Origin of the sequence: Pseudomaricurvus alcaniphilus (assembly GCF_011440395.1) — a bacterium.
GTDB classification, from domain to species: domain Bacteria; phylum Pseudomonadota; class Gammaproteobacteria; order Pseudomonadales; family Cellvibrionaceae; genus Pseudomaricurvus; species Pseudomaricurvus alcaniphilus.
Genome location: NZ_JAAOIX010000005.1, coordinates 277,714 through 294,529, shown reverse-complemented (window position 1 = coordinate 294,529; position 16,816 = coordinate 277,714). Strand labels below are relative to the sequence as shown.

Annotated in this window: 14 protein-coding genes; 10 read left to right on the top strand and 4 right to left on the bottom strand. The window is 59.0% G+C overall.

Going from position 1 to position 16,816, the window contains the following annotated elements:
* Positions 1-354 precede the first annotated feature (354 nt).
* The 3 genes from rimO to G8764_RS12725 all read left to right on the top strand — a co-directional run bounded on the left by rimO (position 355) and on the right by G8764_RS12725 (position 4,370).
* Positions 355-1,770 (top strand): 30S ribosomal protein S12 methylthiotransferase RimO, encoded by a 1,416-nt coding sequence (rimO, locus tag G8764_RS12735; RefSeq protein WP_166165009.1) that lies wholly within the window; start codon positions 355-357, stop codon positions 1,768-1,770.
* Positions 1,737-2,588 carry a TatD family hydrolase gene (locus G8764_RS12730; protein ID WP_341806389.1) on the top strand — a complete coding sequence of 284 codons (852 nt, stop codon included), beginning with the start codon at positions 1,737-1,739 and terminating at the stop codon, positions 2,586-2,588. The genes rimO and G8764_RS12730 overlap by 34 nt, the downstream gene beginning before the upstream one ends.
* Before the next feature lie 123 nt (positions 2,589-2,711).
* The gene (locus G8764_RS12725) at positions 2,712-4,370 is read left to right on the top strand and encodes an aminotransferase class V-fold PLP-dependent enzyme (protein WP_166165008.1); all 1,659 of its coding nucleotides are present in this window, start codon (positions 2,712-2,714) and stop codon (positions 4,368-4,370) included.
* A 138-nt stretch (positions 4,371-4,508) separates the two neighbouring features.
* Here G8764_RS12725 and tcdA read toward each other — a convergent pair whose 3' ends face one another.
* The gene (tcdA, locus tag G8764_RS12720) at positions 4,509-5,297 is read right to left on the bottom strand and encodes a tRNA cyclic N6-threonylcarbamoyladenosine(37) synthase TcdA (RefSeq protein ID WP_341806391.1); all 789 of its coding nucleotides are present in this window, start codon (positions 5,295-5,297) and stop codon (positions 4,509-4,511) included.
* A gap of 414 nt (positions 5,298-5,711) precedes the next feature.
* Between tcdA and G8764_RS12715 the strand changes: the two genes are divergently transcribed.
* Complete coding sequence (locus tag G8764_RS12715) at positions 5,712-6,953, top strand: hypothetical protein (RefSeq protein ID WP_166165006.1); 1,242 nt, start codon at positions 5,712-5,714, stop codon at positions 6,951-6,953.
* Between the two features lie 11 nt (positions 6,954-6,964).
* Here the strand turns inward: G8764_RS12715 and G8764_RS22965 are convergent, their stop codons facing one another.
* On the bottom strand, positions 6,965-8,113 hold the full coding sequence (locus tag G8764_RS22965) for a methyltransferase (RefSeq protein WP_166165005.1): 1,149 nt from the start codon (positions 8,111-8,113) through the stop codon (positions 6,965-6,967).
* Between the two features lie 52 nt (positions 8,114-8,165).
* On the bottom strand, positions 8,166-9,566 hold the full coding sequence (pyk, locus tag G8764_RS12705; RefSeq protein ID WP_166165004.1) for a pyruvate kinase: 1,401 nt from the start codon (positions 9,564-9,566) through the stop codon (positions 8,166-8,168).
* Between the two features lie 348 nt (positions 9,567-9,914).
* Here pyk and G8764_RS12700 point away from each other — a divergent pair, with 348 nt between their 5' ends.
* The 6 genes from G8764_RS12700 (at position 9,915) to G8764_RS12675 (ending at position 15,661) form a co-directional block, all read left to right on the top strand.
* On the top strand, positions 9,915-11,909 hold the full coding sequence (locus G8764_RS12700; RefSeq protein ID WP_166165003.1) for an FAD-dependent oxidoreductase: 1,995 nt from the start codon (positions 9,915-9,917) through the stop codon (positions 11,907-11,909).
* 42 nt (positions 11,910-11,951) lie between these two features.
* Positions 11,952-13,265 carry a cytochrome c3 family protein gene (locus G8764_RS12695; protein ID WP_207951857.1) on the top strand — a complete coding sequence of 438 codons (1,314 nt, stop codon included), beginning with the start codon at positions 11,952-11,954 and terminating at the stop codon, positions 13,263-13,265.
* 39 nt (positions 13,266-13,304) lie between these two features.
* Positions 13,305-13,877, top strand: a complete 573-nt coding sequence (locus tag G8764_RS12690) for a Tll0287-like domain-containing protein (RefSeq protein WP_166165002.1) — start codon at positions 13,305-13,307, stop codon at positions 13,875-13,877.
* Positions 13,878-14,040: 163 nt separating this feature from the next.
* On the top strand, positions 14,041-14,292 hold the full coding sequence (locus G8764_RS12685; RefSeq protein ID WP_166165001.1) for a c-type cytochrome: 252 nt from the start codon (positions 14,041-14,043) through the stop codon (positions 14,290-14,292).
* 36 nt (positions 14,293-14,328) lie between these two features.
* A complete protein-coding gene (locus G8764_RS12680) occupies positions 14,329-14,682 on the top strand; it encodes a group I truncated hemoglobin (RefSeq protein WP_166165000.1) in 354 nt (117 codons plus the stop codon).
* 4 nt (positions 14,683-14,686) lie between these two features.
* Positions 14,687-15,661, top strand: a complete 975-nt coding sequence (locus G8764_RS12675; RefSeq protein ID WP_166164999.1) for an FAD-binding oxidoreductase — start codon at positions 14,687-14,689, stop codon at positions 15,659-15,661.
* Positions 15,662-15,952: 291 nt separating this feature from the next.
* Here G8764_RS12675 and ubiG read toward each other — a convergent pair whose 3' ends face one another.
* Positions 15,953-16,711 carry a bifunctional 2-polyprenyl-6-hydroxyphenol methylase/3-demethylubiquinol 3-O-methyltransferase UbiG gene (gene ubiG, locus G8764_RS12670; RefSeq protein WP_166164998.1) on the bottom strand — a complete coding sequence of 253 codons (759 nt, stop codon included), beginning with the start codon at positions 16,709-16,711 and terminating at the stop codon, positions 15,953-15,955.
* Positions 16,712-16,816: the final 105 nt, after the last annotated feature.

Genomic DNA, 16,816 nt, shown 5'->3' with positions numbered 1-16,816 from the left:
CGAGGTTCCGCGAATAAAAAATTGCGGAAGTTTCTGTGGCAGCAGTGCCGGCGTCTGCGCCAGTTTCACTGCTGCAGGAGCCCGGCTGTCAGTCGGCTTGGAAGGGTGGGGCCGGGCGTCACTCAGGGGTAGTGCTGTGGTGGCAGAAAGCGGCGCCAGCAGGGCCGCCAGGGGTGTTGGTGGGTGTGGCTGCCTGCACTTTGGCAGTGCAAATATTATTGGTGCACCAAGTTGGTGCTTTGGTCTGGCCCGGGGGCTGCAAGGCGTGTTGCCAGCGTTGATGATTCGCTCTGCGGGCCGGATTTCAGTACAATAGGCGCCTTTTGGCTAACATCCCACAGGCCCTGATCACACATGCCGCAACCCCCCGTAAAAACCCCGTCAACCCCGTCCTCTGCCGGCCCCGTCAGCGGCCCCGCAGGCAGTTCCGACCAGGCCCGCAAAGTCGGCTTTGTCAGCCTTGGCTGTCCCAAGGCTTTGGTGGATTCCGAGCGTATTCTCACCAAGCTGAAGCTGGATGGCTACGAGGTGGTATCCAGTTACGACAACGCCGATGTGGTGGTCGTCAACACCTGTGGCTTTATCGACAGCGCCAAGCAGGAGTCCATGGACGCTATCGGTGAAGCCATGCGTGAGAACGGCAAGGTGATTGTTACCGGCTGTATGGGCAAGGGCAGCGATGCCGAGGCCATCAAGGCGGCCAATCCGGGGGTGTTGAGTGTCAGTGGGCCGGCGGATTACGACCAGGTGATGAATGCGGTGCACGAATTTATTCCGCCCTCGGCGGCGGAGTACAACCCGCTGCTCGACCTGGTGCCCCCCCAGGGGGTCAAGTTGACCCCGAAGCACTACGCCTACCTGAAAATATCGGAGGGTTGTAACCACCGCTGTACTTTCTGCATCATCCCGGCGATGCGCGGTGACCTGGTCAGCCGGCCGCTGGCCGAAGTTGTGACCGAGGCGAAGCAGCTGGCGGCCAGTGGCGTGCAGGAATTGCTGGTGATCTCCCAGGACACCAGCGCCTACGGGGTGGATCGCAAATACAAACTGGATTTCGTCGACGGTCAGGCGCTGGAGACCCGCATGCAGGACCTGGCGGTGGCGCTGGGTGAATTGGGGGTGTGGGTGCGCCTGCACTATGTCTACCCGTACCCCCACGTGGATAAGGTTATTCCGCTGATGGCGGCAGGCAAAATACTGCCCTACCTGGATATTCCTTTCCAGCACGCCAGCCCGCGTATTCTCAAGCTGATGAAGCGTCCAGCGCACAGTGAAAAGGTGCTGGAGAGGATCCAGCGCTGGCGCGAAATATGCCCGGATCTCACCATCCGCTCGACTTTTGTGGTGGGCTTTCCGGGGGAAACCGAGGCGGATTTCCAGATTCTGCTCGATTTTCTTGAGCAGGCACAACTGGACCGGGTCGGCTGCTTCAAATACTCGCCGGTGGAAGGCGCTCGCGCCAACGACCTGCCCGACCATGTGCCGGAGGATGTGCAGCAGCAGCGCTGGGAGCGTTTTATGGAGACCCAGCAGCGCATCAGCGCCGCTCGCCTGCAGCAAAAAATCGGTCGCACCCTGGAGGTATTGATCGACGAAGTGGACGAGGAGGGCGCGATCGGCCGCACCCACGCCGACGCCCCGGAGATCGATGGCGTGGTGTATTTGAATGAAGAATTCGGGGTGCAGGTAGGGGACCGGGTCCAGGTGCTTATTGAGCACGCCGATGAATACGATTTGTGGGGCAGCCTGGTGGCCAGCAGCTCGCCCTGATTGTCGCCTCGCTGTTACTTGCCAGCCAAAGGGCCCACGGGATGATCGACAGTCACTGCCATTTGGACTTTGAGGTTTTTGACCTGAACCGCAGGTTGGTGTTGCAGCAGTGTGCGGTGGCGGGGATCACCGATATTATTATCCCCGGAGTCGCGCCAGTGCAGTGGCAAAAGCTGGCACAGTTAGTGGCCGCTGAGACACCGCTGCGGTTGTGGATGGCGGCGGGCTTGCACCCCTGGTGGATTGCCACGGCTTCCATGGCGGTACCGGCGTTTGCTCGCTGGCTGCAGGTCTGGCTGGCACAGCGGCCCTGTGTGGCCATTGGTGAGTGTGGTCTCGACGGCGGTATCGAATGTCCGATGGACACCCAGCGGGACTACTTTTGCGTGCACTTGCAGATGGCCTGTGATCTGGGCAAGCCGCTGATTGTGCACGCCCACAAGGCCCACAACGACGTGCTGCGGCTGCTGTCGCAGTATCGGCCCCCCGCTGGCGGGGTTATTCACGGTTTTGCCGGCAGCCTCGAGCTGGCCCGCCAGTACTGGCGGCTTGGCTTTTATATCGGCGTGGGTGGTACCATCAGTTACCCCCGTGCTCGCAAAACCCGGGCGGCCCTGGCGGCCATGCCGCTGGAGAGCCTGCTGCTGGAGACCGACGCGCCGGATATGCCGCTGTGCGGCATGCAGGGTGAGCCCAACAGTCCACTGCAGTTGCTGAAAGTGGCCGATCACCTGGCGGTGTTGCAGGGCCTGTCGCGGGACCGAGTCCAGCAGCAGACCGACGCCAACGCCCGGCAGCTGTTCGGTCTCCATGCTTGACCCCGTTGGCGGCATAGCTGGCAGGGTACTCCCGGCACGCTACCAGCCGCACCTTGTCGCACCCGGCACTGTTGCCGGGATGGTAGTGTACGGTCGAATTTTCTGCGGTGATGTAACGACGACATGAGCTTTAACAGTTCCGAATTCAAGCGCCAATTCCCGCTCTTCTCCCACCCGGAGAACCGCGAACTGGTGTACCTGGACAATGCGGCTACAACCCAGCGGCCGGCCGCTGTGATCGCCGCGATCAGCGATTTCTACAGCCGCTACAACGCCAATACCCATCGCTCCAGTCACCGCCTGGCACGCACCGCCACCGCCATGGTAGAAGCTGTGCGCGAGCGAGCGGCAACCTTCCTCAATGCCCGCAGCAGCGCTGAAATCGTCTTTACCCGCGGTGCCACTGAGGCCCTCAACTTGCTCGCCAACAGCATTGCCAGTGGCTTGCAGCCGGGGGATGAAATTGTGCTGTCCGCGGCGGAGCATCACGCCAACCTGGTGCCCTGGCAAATGGTCGCTGCCCGCCACCAGTTGCGGCTGCTGTTCATACCGGACGTCAACGGCCAGCCGCAGCTGCAAAGCCTGGAGCAGGTACTCAGTCCGAGAACCCGGGTGGTGGCGCTGTCGGCGGCCTCCAACGCCCTCGGTTTTCGGGTCGAGGTGCAGTCGCTGCGGGCGCGGCTGCCGGCGGCGTGCCTGTTGCTGGTGGACGCATCCCAGTTGCTGGCCCACCAGCCGGTGGACGTGCAGGCGCTGGGCTGCGATTTCCTGGTGGGCTCGGCGCACAAGTTTTACGGCCCCACCGGCATTGGCTTGCTCTATGGCCGCAGCGCGGCGCTGGCGGCACTGCCGCCCTGGCAGGGTGGGGGTGAAATGATTACTCGGGTGGGCTTGTACGACAGCGACTACGCGGCGCCACCGCACCGCTTTGAGGCCGGCACATCGGCCCTGGCCGCCATCGCCGGCCTGGGGGCCTGCCTGGCCTGGCTGCAAGCGCAGGATCGCCAGGCCATGGCCGTTTACGAGGCCCACCTCAATCGTTATTTGCACGCCGAATTGCAAGCCCTGACCCAGGTCATGCCGCTCAAGCTCTTGACCCGGCCGGAGCACAATGTCGGAATTACCGCGCTGGTGCCGGCGCCGGGCAGTTCGCTGGCGGCAGTGGATATTGGCCACTGGCTGGACGAGCAGGACATCGCCGTGCGGGTTGGCCATCACTGTGCCCAGCCACTGATGGATAAAGTCGGGCAGGCCGGCAGCGTCAGGATTTCGCTGGCCGCGTACAACGACCGCGCCGATATCGATCGCCTGCTCGGCGCCTTGCGGCAGCTGCCGCTATCCACGCCTGCCACGCGCGCGGCCGGCCTTGCGGGGGCCGGATTTGGCGACGACCTCGGCGGCATAGGGCTGCACGAGTTGAGTCAGCAAGGCAGCTGGCAGAAGCGCTATCGCCAGCTTACCCGCTGGGCCGCCCTGCTGAGCGCGAAGCCGGAAATCCGCCTGCCGCAAAACCTGGTGCAGGGCTGTGAAAGCGAGGTCTGGCTCACCCACCATTGCAGCGGTGAGCGCCATCGTTTTGCCATTGATAGCGACGCCCGGGTAATCCAGGGGCTGTCGGTTTTGCTGTTGCTACTGATCGACAACAAGACCAGCGCGGAAATTGGCGCGCTCGATTTTGACCAGATCTTTGCCGAATTGGGGCTGGAGAAGTACCTCAGCCCATCGCGCAGCAATGGCTTCAGGGCCTTGCTGCACCAGGCCCTGCAGCACGTCCAGGGGTGAGCTGCGCGATTGCGCGGTTAGTAGAGGCTCTCTGCGGCTGCAAATTCCGTCGCGGCCGCCAGTGGCTGCGCCAGAATATTGCTAGCGCCGCACTTTTCAATTGGCAGCGTGCGCGAGTCGTCCAGGCCCGGGCGGCAATTATTGCCGCGCCAAATAGCGCTCTATGGCACGCGCCGCGGCCACGAAACCGAAGCTGGCGGTAACCATGGTGACGGCGCCAAAGCCGCCGGCGCAATCCAGTTTTACGCCCTCTTCAAGCCCGGACTTGTTGCGGCAGGTGCCACCCTGCTGATCCGGGTAGGTCATCTGTTCTTTGGAGTACACCGCCTCCACGGAAAACACCCGCTTCGGGTTGCGGGAAAAGCCGTACTGGCGGCGCAGGTTGTTGCGGGTCCGGGCCAGCAGGGGGTCGTTGGTGGTTTTGCTGAGGTCAGCACTGATGATTGCCCTGGGGTCGAGCTTGCCGCCGGCTGAGCCCACAGTCACCAGCGGGGTTTTGCGGCGCTTGCAGTGGGCGATCAGGGCGGCCTTGACGTAAGCGGCATCGATGGCGTCGATAACAAAATCGAGGCCGGGGTGGATCAGCTGCTCCATGTTTTCCGGCTCGAGAAAATCATCCACCAGTTGCAATTCCAGCTCCGGGTTGATGTCCAGCAAACGCTGCCCCATCACCGCAATTTTTTGCTGGCCGACAGTACTGCTGAGGGCGTGTACCTGGCGGTTGCTGTTGGTGGTGCAGATGTCGTCCATATCCACCAGGGTCAACTTCCCGACACCGCTGCGCACCAGCGCCTCGACGGCCCAACTGCCCACCCCGCCAATGCCGATCACCGCGAAGTGGGCCCGCTGCAGCGCGGCCAGGGCCGGCTCGCCGTAGAGGCGGGCGACACCGCCAAAGCGTTGTAAATAGTCTGGGCTGAGAGAGATAGTGGACATGGCAATCAGGGGCTGTTGAGTGAATGGCGGTTGCGCAGAGGCAGCTTGCGGCGGGCATTATACATGGAACCTTATCCAGGTATGGGACTCTTAATTGCTATAAATACCCGGAAAATTACTGCGCGAGTTCAGACAGCGTCGGCGGTGCGTCGGCGAGCGGGCAAGCGGGACGAGGCCGCCAAATACGTGTATATTGGCGAACACGTGTATATTGGTGATAGTCGGGAAAGTTTGTGCGTAATAGCGTTAGTTTATTGAAACAAATAAAATAATCCAGTTTGAGTGTTTGTCCCTGGCGCGTGGTTCGCAACTAACTAAAACAGCAGCCCGGGCACCCGGCAGGCATCTTGTCCATCTCACCTTTGTCCTATACTACCCTTGTCCAGTTCAATTACAGGTTTTGCAATGAAGTCTCACCCCAACAGCCCCGCCCCTATCTACAACAGTTTTGCAGAGTTATTTGAGCGCGGTTTCACCATCGACTGGGTAACCACGTCGTTTATCGGTTTTACCCACCTTATCTGTCTGCTCGGTACCCCGCTGGCCTACTATTTTGCCCCGCCAGGCTTCTGGCAGGTGATGCTCTCTTGGACCCTGGGGCACATGTTTTTCGGTTGCCTGTCCACCACCCTCTACTCCCATCGCCTGATCTCCCACGGTGCCGCCCGGGTAGTGCGCTGGCCGGTGCACCTGTTGTTTGGTTTTATCGGTCAACCCATGGCTGCGCAGGGCAGTGTGCGGCGCTGGGCGGCGCTGCATGTGATTCATCACAGTGTGGATCGCACCGGCCGGCACGAATTGGACCCCTACAGTGCGACCTGGTTTAGCAGCAGCTGGCGCAATTTCCTCTGGTCGCACGTGCTCACCTATTTGCTGTTTCACCCCGACACCAGTGAAAAAGACAAGGCCTATGAGGCGAAAAACTCGGCGCCACTGGTCTGGCAGGATAAGTTGTACGTGCCGTTGCTGGTGGGCCTGAACTTTATCCTGCCGCTGGGCCTGGGCATCTGGTTGAGCGGCACCCTGGTGGGTGGTCTGTGCCTGATGACGGCTTCGATATGCGCTTTTGTGCTGGGTCAGCACAATACCTGGACGGTGAACAGTGTCACCCATATGTGGGGTTTTATTCGCGGCGCCAGCAGTTCCGCGAAAAATAACTACCTCTGGCTGGGGCCCCTGGGTGAGGGCAATCACCACGCCGACCACCACGACTTTGCCCGCGATTACCGCAACGGTTTTGGCCTTAGCGGCTGGCTGCTGGATCCGACTCGCTATGTGATTCTGTTGTTAAACGGGCTGGGCCTGGTAAAAGGCCTGCACCGCGCCAGCAAAAAGCAGGAGGCCGAAATTATCGCCCGGCGTAAACTGCTGCAAGTGCGGGGTCGCCTGCAGGGGGCCCTGTGGGAAGCCTGGGAGACCCGGCTGGAGACTTTGAAGTCCGACTGGCTGGAGGCCACGCACCAGTGGGAAGCGTTTAAAGCCCAGCGCTTGCAGTTGCGCGCCATGCACCTGCCGCAGCTGGAGCTGGAAAAGAAACTCAATGCGCTCAAGGCCGAAGTGGCAATTGCACGCCGCACCATGCGCGCGCGCAAACAGGCCTTTCTCGATGCCTTGTATGAGCTGCGGGTAACCCACCAGTACGCCTGATCCCAGGCCCGCTATTTCCGCGCCTGCAAAATCACAAATTTGCGATTGCTGGCGCTGACCTCGCAGTTGCCGAACAGGCGTTGCAATTTGCTGTGGTAACCGAGGTGGCGGTTGCCGACCACACACAGCAGTCCTCCGCGCCGCAAGACCCGGTGTGAGTCCCGAAACATCTGCCAGGCAATATGGTCACCAACCACCTGCTGCTGGTGAAAGGGCGGGTTGTTGAGAATGGCATCGGCGCTGTTGGCCGGCACCCCGCGCAGGCAGTCGTTGACGGAAAACTCACAGCCGGCCGTGCTGCCAAAGGCCGCCTCAATATTGTGCCGGGCGCTGGCAATGGCCATGTGCGACTCATCGTAGAAGTGGCAGTGCAGCCCCGGCCACTGCCGTTTCGCCATCAGGCCGAGCACGCCGTTGCCACACCCCAAATCGATAATTTCGCGCGTCGCGCCCAGGTCGGGCAGGTTTTGCAGCAGGAAACGGCTGCCGATATCCAGCCCTGCCCGGGAGAACACCGCGGCGTGGTTGCAGAGCGTGAGCTCGGTGTTTTCCAGCGCGTAGTAACTGGGATAGGGGGAGTCACCGCGCCAGTCCTGCGGCGCTGGCTGGCAAAAGATCAGGCGTGCCTTTTTCTGTGCCAGCGAGGTGTGGGTGGGGCCGAGTACCCTGGCAAACAGTTGCAAGGTGCTGTTGTGGATGGTCTTGGTCATGCCGGCGCCCACCACTTTGGCGCCGGGGCTCAACAGCGGCCGCAAACGGTAGAGCTGGTCTTCGAGCAGGGCCAGGCTTTTGGGGATTTTCACCAGCGCCAGCTCAATGGCCGCGGTGGGTGCTTGCAGGCTGTCCAGCAGCTGGATGTCGTCCGCCGGGATAGCGTTGGCAGCGAGATTGGCGCGGCAGCCGAGCTGTGCCAGCACCGAGTCGCTTTGGCTCCAAAGGGGCGTATGACTGAGGCTGACGGTCAGCGCGCCAAAGCTGTCGTTGACAATCAGGGTGGCGGCCGCGGTGCGCGGCAGGCCTTGCTGGTGCAACCACTGCAGCAGGTATTCATCGGCGGCATCCCAGGCCCGCAGTGGCTGCTGCTTGTCGGCACTGCCGGTGGGCCTGGGGTAGCGTTGCAGCGGGTAGCTTCCAAACGCGGTAGTGAAAATCTCGGGCACGGTGGGCACTTATTGAAAAGCGCCGATTATACCGCTGTCGCCCGCGGCCGTCTCAGGGGATTTGCCGCACTTGCACGGCGTCTACGCCCGAACCGGCAATAATGTCGGATACCACCACCACCTGGTCGCCACTCTCGAAACCGGCTTTTTCCTTGAGCATAGTAAAGGCATTGAGCAGGGTCTTTTCCGGATCCAGGCTGAACTCGGTGCGAAACGGATAGAGGTTGCGATTCAGCACCAGCTGGCGCCGGGTGCGGCTGTCATTGCTGAAGGCGTAGATGGGAGTGTGGTGGGGCTGGCAATTGGTGACCATATTGGCCATAAAGCCGCGCCGGGTGATGACCACAATGCCTTTCGCTCCCAGCGACTCTGCCAGGTCGACGGTGGCGGAGGCGAGGTGCTGCTTTTCGGTAAGCTTTTTCAGGTTGCGGGAAAAATCCAGCCCCTGTCCATGCTCGCTGGCTTTGGCAATCTTGACCAGGGTCTCGACACACTTGACCGGGTACTTGCCGACCGTGGTTTCGCCGGACAGCATGATGGCGTCGGCGCCCTCGTAAATGGCATTGGCAACATCGGTCACTTCGGCGCGGGTGGGGATCGGGTTTTCAATCATGGACTCCAGCAGGTGTGTGGCGACGATGACCCGCTTGCCGTTTTCGATGCACAGGCGCACCATGCGGCGCTGTTCATTGGGCAGCAGTTCGATGCTGATTTCCACCCCGAGGTCACCGCGGGCAACCATGACCCCGTCGGCCGCGTGGATGATGTCTTCCAGGTTGGTGAGCCCTTCCTGGTCTTCAATTTTGGCAATGATTTTGGTTTTGCTGGCTTTCTTGCCCAGCAGTTCACGCAGCTCCTCCACATCACTTGCCCGGCGCACGAAGGAAAGGGCGATAAAATCCAGCTCCTGCTCCACGGCGAACTCGATATCGCGCCGGTCTTTTTCGGTAATGGCCGGCAAGTTGACCCGAATGCCGGGCAAGTTGACGTGGCGCTTGCTCTTCAGCACGCCGCCATCGATGACCTTGCAGCGCAATTGACGATCCAGTTTCTCCAGTACTTGCAAGTTGATCAGGCCGTTATCCACGGTAATCACATCGCCGGTGCTGACGCTGTTGACCAGGTCGTCGTAGTTGATGTGGATGGAGGTCTCCTCGACATTTTCGCTGCCGCGCACCGTAATGGTGACCTCTGACCCGGTGTGCAGCTTCAGTTCTTCGGCGATATCGCCGGTGCGAATCTCTGGTCCCTGGGTGTCGAGCAGGATGGGTACCGGGAACTTGACCTTTTTATTGAGCGTGCGGATCGAGCGGATGACCCGGGCGTGGGATTCGTGATCGCCGTGGGACATATTCAGTCGCACTATGTTCATGCCCGCGTGGTAGAGCTTTTCCAGCATCTCGTAGGATTCGGTGACAGGACCGATGGTGCAAATGATCTTGGTTTTACGCATAAAACAATACCAGCCTGGTGGTGAACGAAAATTGAAGTGCAGCCTACACCCGCGGTGGTGCCGGTTTCAACAGGGATGCCCGCTACCGGGCAATTAAAGTCGCTGCGGAGCAAATTGTTGCACCAAAACAGTGGTCGCCGTGCAGCGCGAAAAATTAATTGGCGCGATTTTTGTTGAAGTGTGGTGCAAATTCTCGACAATGCGCCTCTTTCTGAAGCGCGATTTCCGCCTATTCCGCCCGAAATGACCGACAAAAGACAGTGGCACAATTCGTGCTGTGCACAATATCGGGGTCTTTGCGTAAGTCAGTTTGCCGCAGCCCGGGAGCCATTGGGGAACACTGTTTATATGTTGGTCGATGTTCAATTAGACAAGCGGGATGAGATTTGCGGCTGGCAAGGACTGCCCTTGGGCAAGACCATTGTGGTCGGCAGTGGCCCGGTCGGCATGCGCCTGGTGGACGAAATCTTGCGCCGCCAGCCCGCGGCCCGTGTGCATCTGTTTGGCAATGAACCGTTTCAGCCCTACAACCGGGTGTTGTTGTCGGCGTTACTGGCGGGGGAGAAAAGTGCCCGGGCCATCGAGATACCCGTGCCTGATCCAGGTCTCCATCCCAATTTCGAATTTACCGTTGCCGCCATCAAGCGCATTTTTCCCGCCCAACAATACGTCGAGGATGCCCTTGGCGGCCGGCACTACTTCGATCACCTGGTGCTGGCAACCGGTGCGCGGGCGCACGTACCCAATATACCCGGCAACCAGAGCCGCGGTGTTTACACCTTTCGCAGCATGAAAGATACCGAGGCGCTCTATTCGCGCATGGCCAGTGCGCGCCACGTGGTCGTGGTCGGCGGCGGCGTGCTCGGTATTGAAGCGGCGCGCGGCTTGTCGCGGCTCAATACCCAGGTGACCCTGGTCCAGCAGGGCAGTCGTCTGATGAACCGGCAACTGGACAGTGAAGCCGCGCAGCTGTTGACGACAAAAGTCAGCGCCCTTGGTATTCGGGTGATCACCGACTCCGGTGTGCGTGAAATCTATGCCGGGGCGCGAGTGACCGGGGTGCGCATTTACTCCGGCGAAGAGATCGAGTGCGATACGGTGCTGTTGAGTGCCGGCATCCGCCCCAACCTGGAGCTGGCGCGCGAGGCCAATCTGAAAACTGCCACCGGTGTCGTGGTTGACGACCAGCTGCAAACGTCGCACCCGAATATTTACGCCGTCGGCGAGTGCAGTGAGCACCGCGGTAAAACCTATGGGCTGGTGGGGCCCGGTCTCGAGCAGGCCGCCATAGCAGCGGAAGTGCTGAGCGGCGGCAAGCCGGTGTACCAGGGCTCGACCACTGTCAGTCGCCTGAAAGTTATCGGTGAAGACGTGGTCAGCCTGGGTGAAGTGGTTGAATTGATGGATCGCCCGCGGCAGCGGGAGGTTCGCTGGGGCGGCCAGAAAAAATCGAGCTACCGCAAAATTGTGGTGCACAAGGGCAAGTTGATCGGCGCCGTAGGTTACGGTCGCTGGCCGGATTTCAGCCGCGTGCAGGAGCTGTTCCAGTCGGGGCGCCGGGTCTGGCCCTGGCAGATGCTGTGGTTTTGGCTGTGCGGGCGCCTGTGGTTTTCCGAGAGCGCCGGCGATGTCAACAAGTGGCCGGCCACTGCCATAGTGTGCCAGTGCAACCAGGTTTGCCAGGGGGAACTGCTCAAGGCCAAAGCCCAGGGCTGCACCACGGTTGCCAGTCTGTCTGGCACAACCCGCGCCGGCACCACCTGCGGCTCGTGCAAGCCGTTGCTGGCGCAACTGGTTGGCGCCAGGCCGCAGCGCGCCGAAACCTGGCAGTGGCTGTTGGGGGGCAGTACCCTGGCGGCGGCGCTAGTGGCTCTGGTGGTGTTGATGCCAGCTGAGAGCGTGGCGCAGTCGGTGCAAACGCAGCACTGGTTTGAAAAAATCTGGAACGACAAGGGCTGGAAGCAGGTGACCGGCTTTTCCCTGCTCGGCCTGGTGGCGATCGGCATGCTGATGTCATTGCGCAAGCGTTTGCAGTGGAACTGGATGGGCAGTTTTCCCGGCTGGCGCTTGCTGCACGTAGCCTTGGGTGTTGCGAGTGCGGTGTTGCTTGTCTTTCACACCGGCTTCCACCCGGGTGAAAACCTCAATCGCCTGCTGTTGCTGACTTTTTTGCTGGTGCTGGTCATGGGCGCGTTGGCCGGCACGGTTACGGCGCTAGGTCACAGGCTGGCACCGGGGCGCGCACAAGCAGTGCAGCGCGGCTGGAGTTTGTTGCACATAGTAGCCGCCTGGCCGCTGCCGGTGTTGTTGATGGTTCATGTGCTCAGTGTTTACTACTTCTAGGTGGCCAAATTGAAACGATGGTATTGGTTCGCCTGGATCCTTTTGACACTGTTAATTGGCGGGTACTTTCTCTACGTTATGTTGGCAGCAGAAGACAAAAGTGAGTTATTGATTGGCGAGGCCAGTCACGGTCATTTCCAGATCGAGTTGGCCTGCAGTTCCTGTCACACCGACGCATTCGGCGGCGGTGAAGTACTGCAGAACGCCTGCGTCAATTGTCATGGCGAGGAGCTGAAAACCGCGCGCGACTCGCACCCGAAAAAGAAATTTACCGACCCGAGAAATGCCAATTTGCTGGAGGTTCTCGATGCTCGCTACTGCGTCAGTTGCCACACCGAGCACCAAAAAGAGCAGACGCACCCGATGGGATTGACCATCGCTGGCGATTACTGTTTTCACTGCCATATCGATATCGGCAAGGATCGTCCAAGCCACAAGGACCTGGCGTTTGATTCCTGCGCCAGCGCGGGCTGTCACAATTTTCACGACAATCGGGCGCTGTTTGAAGATTTTCTGGTCGCCAATGCAGGCGGCCATTGGTTGGGCGCAGTTGCCGAGTTAGTAACAGCCAATCACGCTGGGAAAAATGCGCCGGCAGTAGTGCCTGGGCCGCGGGTGGATGCCACCGCGCAGGTCGCCCGGCACCCGCAAATACAGCAGCAGTGGTCGCTCAGTGGCCACGCGCAGGCGGGTGTCGATTGTGCCGGTTGTCACAGTGACGACGACGGTGACTGGCTGGAGAAACCGGCCCTGGCACAGTGCCAGAGTTGCCACGGCCAGGAAGCGCAAGGGTTTTTGGCGGGCAAGCACGGTATGCGCCTGGCAGCGGGTCTGCCCGCCTTACAGCCCAAAATGTCGGCGCTGCCGTTTAAGCAGGACGCGTTGACTGCTGAGCACGGTTGCACCGGTTGCCATGCTGCCCATGAGTTCGATACCCGGGTGGCAGCAGTAGAAGCGTGCCTGAGCTGCCATGACGACAGCCACTCCCGCGCTTTCCCGCAATCCCCCCACGGCCAGTTGACCCAGCGGGCATTGCAGGGCGAGATCAGTTGGGGCCAGGCGGTAACCTGCGCGACCTGTCATATGCCCAGAATCGTGCACGACAAGCCGGAGGCGGCGGTTGACGTAGCCAGTCTGGGCGCCGCCGCTGAACGCGCAGTAATCAGCGTTGAACACAACCAGAATGCGATGTTACGGCCGAATGAAAAAATGATTCGACCGGTGTGTATGAGTTGCCACAGCCTTGAGTTTTCCATCGACGCACTCGCCGATGAAAACCTGATAAATAACAATTTTAAGGGTAAACCCCAAAAGCATATCCCATCGATAGATTGGGCTATTAAACGAGCGCAGTAATTTTTAACTGGCAAGTTGTTAACTAACGAGGAAGAGACCATGAAGAAGACTTTAATTTCAGCAGCGTTAGCCGTTTCTGTTGTAGGGATGGTGGGATGTGGCGAGCCGGAAAAAGTGGGTATCGATCCCAAGATTTACACCGACTCCCTGTTCGCCGTCATGAAGGCGGATCGGACCAATTACACCAAACTGGTGGTCGCCCGTCTCGGACCGGGCGGCTCCAATGTGGTCAAGCCCGATGAACATTGGGAAGAGTACGAAAATGGCACGCTGCTGCCGGCCCAAATGTTTCGCGCAGGTGCAGAGGCAGTGGCCGAGTTGACTGACGACTTTACTTATTCACTGCAGTCGATTTGGCCAATCAACAAGCAAAATGCGCCCAAGACACCCGTGGAAAAAGCCGGTCTGGAGTATATCGCGGCTAACCCCGGGGATAATTACTACGGCGAGGAAACCCTGGGCGATACCACCTATTTCACCGCGGTTTATCCCGACGTGGCGGTTTCGGAGGCTTGCACTTCCTGCCACAACGAACACAAGGATTCCCCCAAGGATGACTTCGCCCTGGGTGAAGTGATGGGCGGTGTTGTCATTCGTGTGCCACTGAATTAAGCAGCATCCTTTTAAATGGCATATGTGGCTGCCAGCTGCGCTGGTGGCCTGATAATTTGAGAAGGAAGTCATGAGTATAGTGAAATCGGTTCTAGCGATCACTTTGGCCAGTAATTTATTGTTGCTGGTTGGTTGTGGCGAGGGCGCTGAAAAGGCTGAGGCAGTGCAGCAGCTCGCGCTTGGTGAGGAGCTGTACAAGAAAAACTGCAAGGTTTGCCATGCCCAGGGCCTCAATGGTGCGCCCATTGTTGGCAATAAAAAAATGTGGGGGCCACGGGCGGAACAAGGCCTGGAAACCCTCGTCGAACACGCCACTAACGGGTTTGGTCTAATGCCGGCCAAAGGTGGTAAAACCGAACTTGCCGATAGCGATATTTCAGCAGTAGTGAAATATATGCTGTCGCAAATTCAATAATTTTTTTTTCAATACCATTCAGGTAAGGATAAAGCTATGTCTGTTTACGAGAAAATTGGTGGTGACGCGGCGGTCAATGCGGCTGTGGATATTTTCTATCGCAAGGTGCTGGCGGACGATCGCATCAGTGACTTTTTTGATACCGTTGATATGGATGCGCAACACGCCAAGCAAAAAGCCTTTTTGACCATGGCCTTTGGCGGGCCAAACAGCTACACCGGCAAGGATATGCGTGAAGCGCATAAAAATATGAAACTGACCGATGTGCATTTTGGCGCGGTGGCTGAGAATCTCGTCGCCACTTTGCAGGAGCTGGAAGTACCACAGGAGTCCATTGACGAAATCGTCGCTATTTGTCTGTCCGTCAAGGACGACGTGCTCAACGTTTAAGACGATGAACGCGGTCGTTTTTGAGGGTGAGCCAGTCGCCCTGGCCGACGGGGAGTCGGTACTCGACGCCCTCTTGCGCCAGGGGCACAGTATCCCCAACGGTTGTCGGGCCGGGGTTTGCCAATCCTGTTTGTTAGGTGCTGAGGATGATGTCCATATCGGTGCGGCGCAAACCGGGCTGTCGGACGCGCAAAAGCAATTGAATTATTTTCTCAGTTGCCAGTGCGTACCCGCCGAGGTGATCAATGTGCGCCGGGTCGATACGGCCGGTAGTCGGGTCGAAGGGGTGGTGGTGGAGAAGCGGCAGCTGAACGAACAGGTTTGGCTGTTGCGGCTGCGGGCAGATTTTGATTACCTTCCCGGTCAATATGTGACGCTGTGGCGCGATGATTCGTTGGCCAGGAGTTATTCACTCGCTTCACTGCCCTCCGCGGACGGCGTCATCGAGTGTCATATTCGCCACTACCCGGGTGGGCAGTTTTCGTCCTGGGTGGCCAATGAGGCGCAAGCTGGCGATCGGGTGGGAGTGCAGGGGCCGCTGGGTAAATGTGTTTACAGTGGGGATTCTGAACGGCCGCTGTTGCTGGCCGCCATTGGTACCGGTCTGGCGCCAATTTGGGGAATCTTACGTACCGCGTTGGCACAACAACATCGCGGCGCTATTAATGTGGTGGTGGGAGCGAAAGCGCCCAGTGACTTCTATTTGCACAACGAGTTACAACTTATAGCCGCAATGCAACCCAATGTCGCGGTCCACCTGGTGTGCCAGGATGAGCTTGCCGGAACGGAAAGTTTCGCTGTGCAGCAGGCGGATATTTATCAGTACTGCAAGCAGCAATTTGCTGATATGAAAGGCTACGGGGTGTATTTGTGCGGGGCACAAACCTTTGTCAGCAAGTTGCGCAAACAGTGCTTTCTGGCGGGTGCGAATATGGCGGATATTAACGCTGATATTTTTATACCTTTCGGCGGTCCTTGATTGTTTTAAGTTGCGGTTATTACTTGAAACGGCGTTGTAGAGCTGTTGAGAAACGTGGCGTTTGTTGGGGCGAAACCTTCGGTGCCAGTGTGTGACGGTTGATGGGGTGAATTAAAACGCTGCTACCAGACTCAGCTTTGTTGGTTTCGCATTTTTAGTCTGTAGAGCTGCAGGTCCATTGCGTGTGCTGACAGAATCGACTGGCAAAATGATTGAACGGGCCGCGCGTTGAGCCCGACGTTCGCCCCTCATGCGCTTGGCAACACCATGGAAGTTTGCAGGACTCTTACGTCAGAGACCTGCCGCCACAGTGCGTTTCGCGCACAGCATATAGTTGACGAGGGTATGCTGTACGATCGACATCTTTCGAGTAAACGGGTTGACTTTAACGCCTGCGAAGTCTTCCACAGTCAAGGCATCCCGCGCGAGGCACTTTCTGATTTCGGTGGGCTTGCGTAATTTATGGTAGTGGTGGGTGCCGCGCGGCAGCCATTGCAAGATGTATTCTGCACCGAGTACTGCGATTAACCACGCCAACCAGTTGCGGTTGATGGACGCAACAAACATTATGCCGCCGGGTCTGACCATGCTATTGCACGCGGCCATAAAGGAATTCAAGTTGGCAACATGCTCGACAACTTCCATGTTGAAAGCTACGTCATAGGTTGCACCGCGTGCAGCTTCGTCCTCCGCAGTGGCCAAGCGATAATCAATGTTGAGGCCGCTTTTTCCCGCGTGAGCGCGGGCGATGGAAAGATTTCTCTCGACAATATCAATGCCGGTGACCTGTGCGCCGAGCTTGGCCAGTGATTCACTCAATATGCCGCCGCCACATCCTATGTCGATCACGCGCAAGCCCGTCAATGGCCGTCCTCCGCCGCTGGTGAGCCCGGCTTGGTGTAACCGTTCCTTGATCCATTCAAGGCGCAGGGCGTTGAGACTGTGCAGGGGCCAGAAAGGACCTGTTTTATCCCACCAGGTCTCAGCCAGTGCTTTGAAGTGCTCGACTTCGCGTGGATCGACGCTGGAGTTGTGCAGTTCATTTTCCATCACTGCTGTCCTCATGTTGGTTTCTAAAGCACGGACTCAGCTGTAAAAGCCGTCGGTTGGATGGCATCCCCCGGGGCAGTTTTCATAGCGCAGGTTTTGCTCGCA

Excerpts from the sequence above, each read along its gene's own strand:
- pyk (WP_166165004.1), bottom strand. The coding sequence starts at position 9,566 with ATGCGTAAAACCAAGATCATTTGCACCATCGGTCCTGTCACCGAATCC.
- rimO (WP_166165009.1), top strand. The coding sequence starts at position 355 with ATGCCGCAACCCCCCGTAAAAACCCCGTCAACCCCGTCCTCTGCCGGC.
- G8764_RS12675 (WP_166164999.1), top strand. The coding sequence starts at position 14,687 with ATGAACGCGGTCGTTTTTGAGGGTGAGCCAGTCGCCCTGGCCGACGGG.
- G8764_RS12680 (WP_166165000.1), top strand. The coding sequence starts at position 14,329 with ATGTCTGTTTACGAGAAAATTGGTGGTGACGCGGCGGTCAATGCGGCT.
- G8764_RS12690 (WP_166165002.1), top strand. The coding sequence starts at position 13,305 with ATGAAGAAGACTTTAATTTCAGCAGCGTTAGCCGTTTCTGTTGTAGGG.
- G8764_RS12725 (WP_166165008.1), top strand. The coding sequence starts at position 2,712 with ATGAGCTTTAACAGTTCCGAATTCAAGCGCCAATTCCCGCTCTTCTCC.
- G8764_RS12700 (WP_166165003.1), top strand. The coding sequence starts at position 9,915 with ATGTTGGTCGATGTTCAATTAGACAAGCGGGATGAGATTTGCGGCTGG.
- G8764_RS12715 (WP_166165006.1), top strand. The coding sequence starts at position 5,712 with ATGAAGTCTCACCCCAACAGCCCCGCCCCTATCTACAACAGTTTTGCA.
- ubiG (WP_166164998.1), bottom strand. The coding sequence starts at position 16,711 with ATGGAAAATGAACTGCACAACTCCAGCGTCGATCCACGCGAAGTCGAG.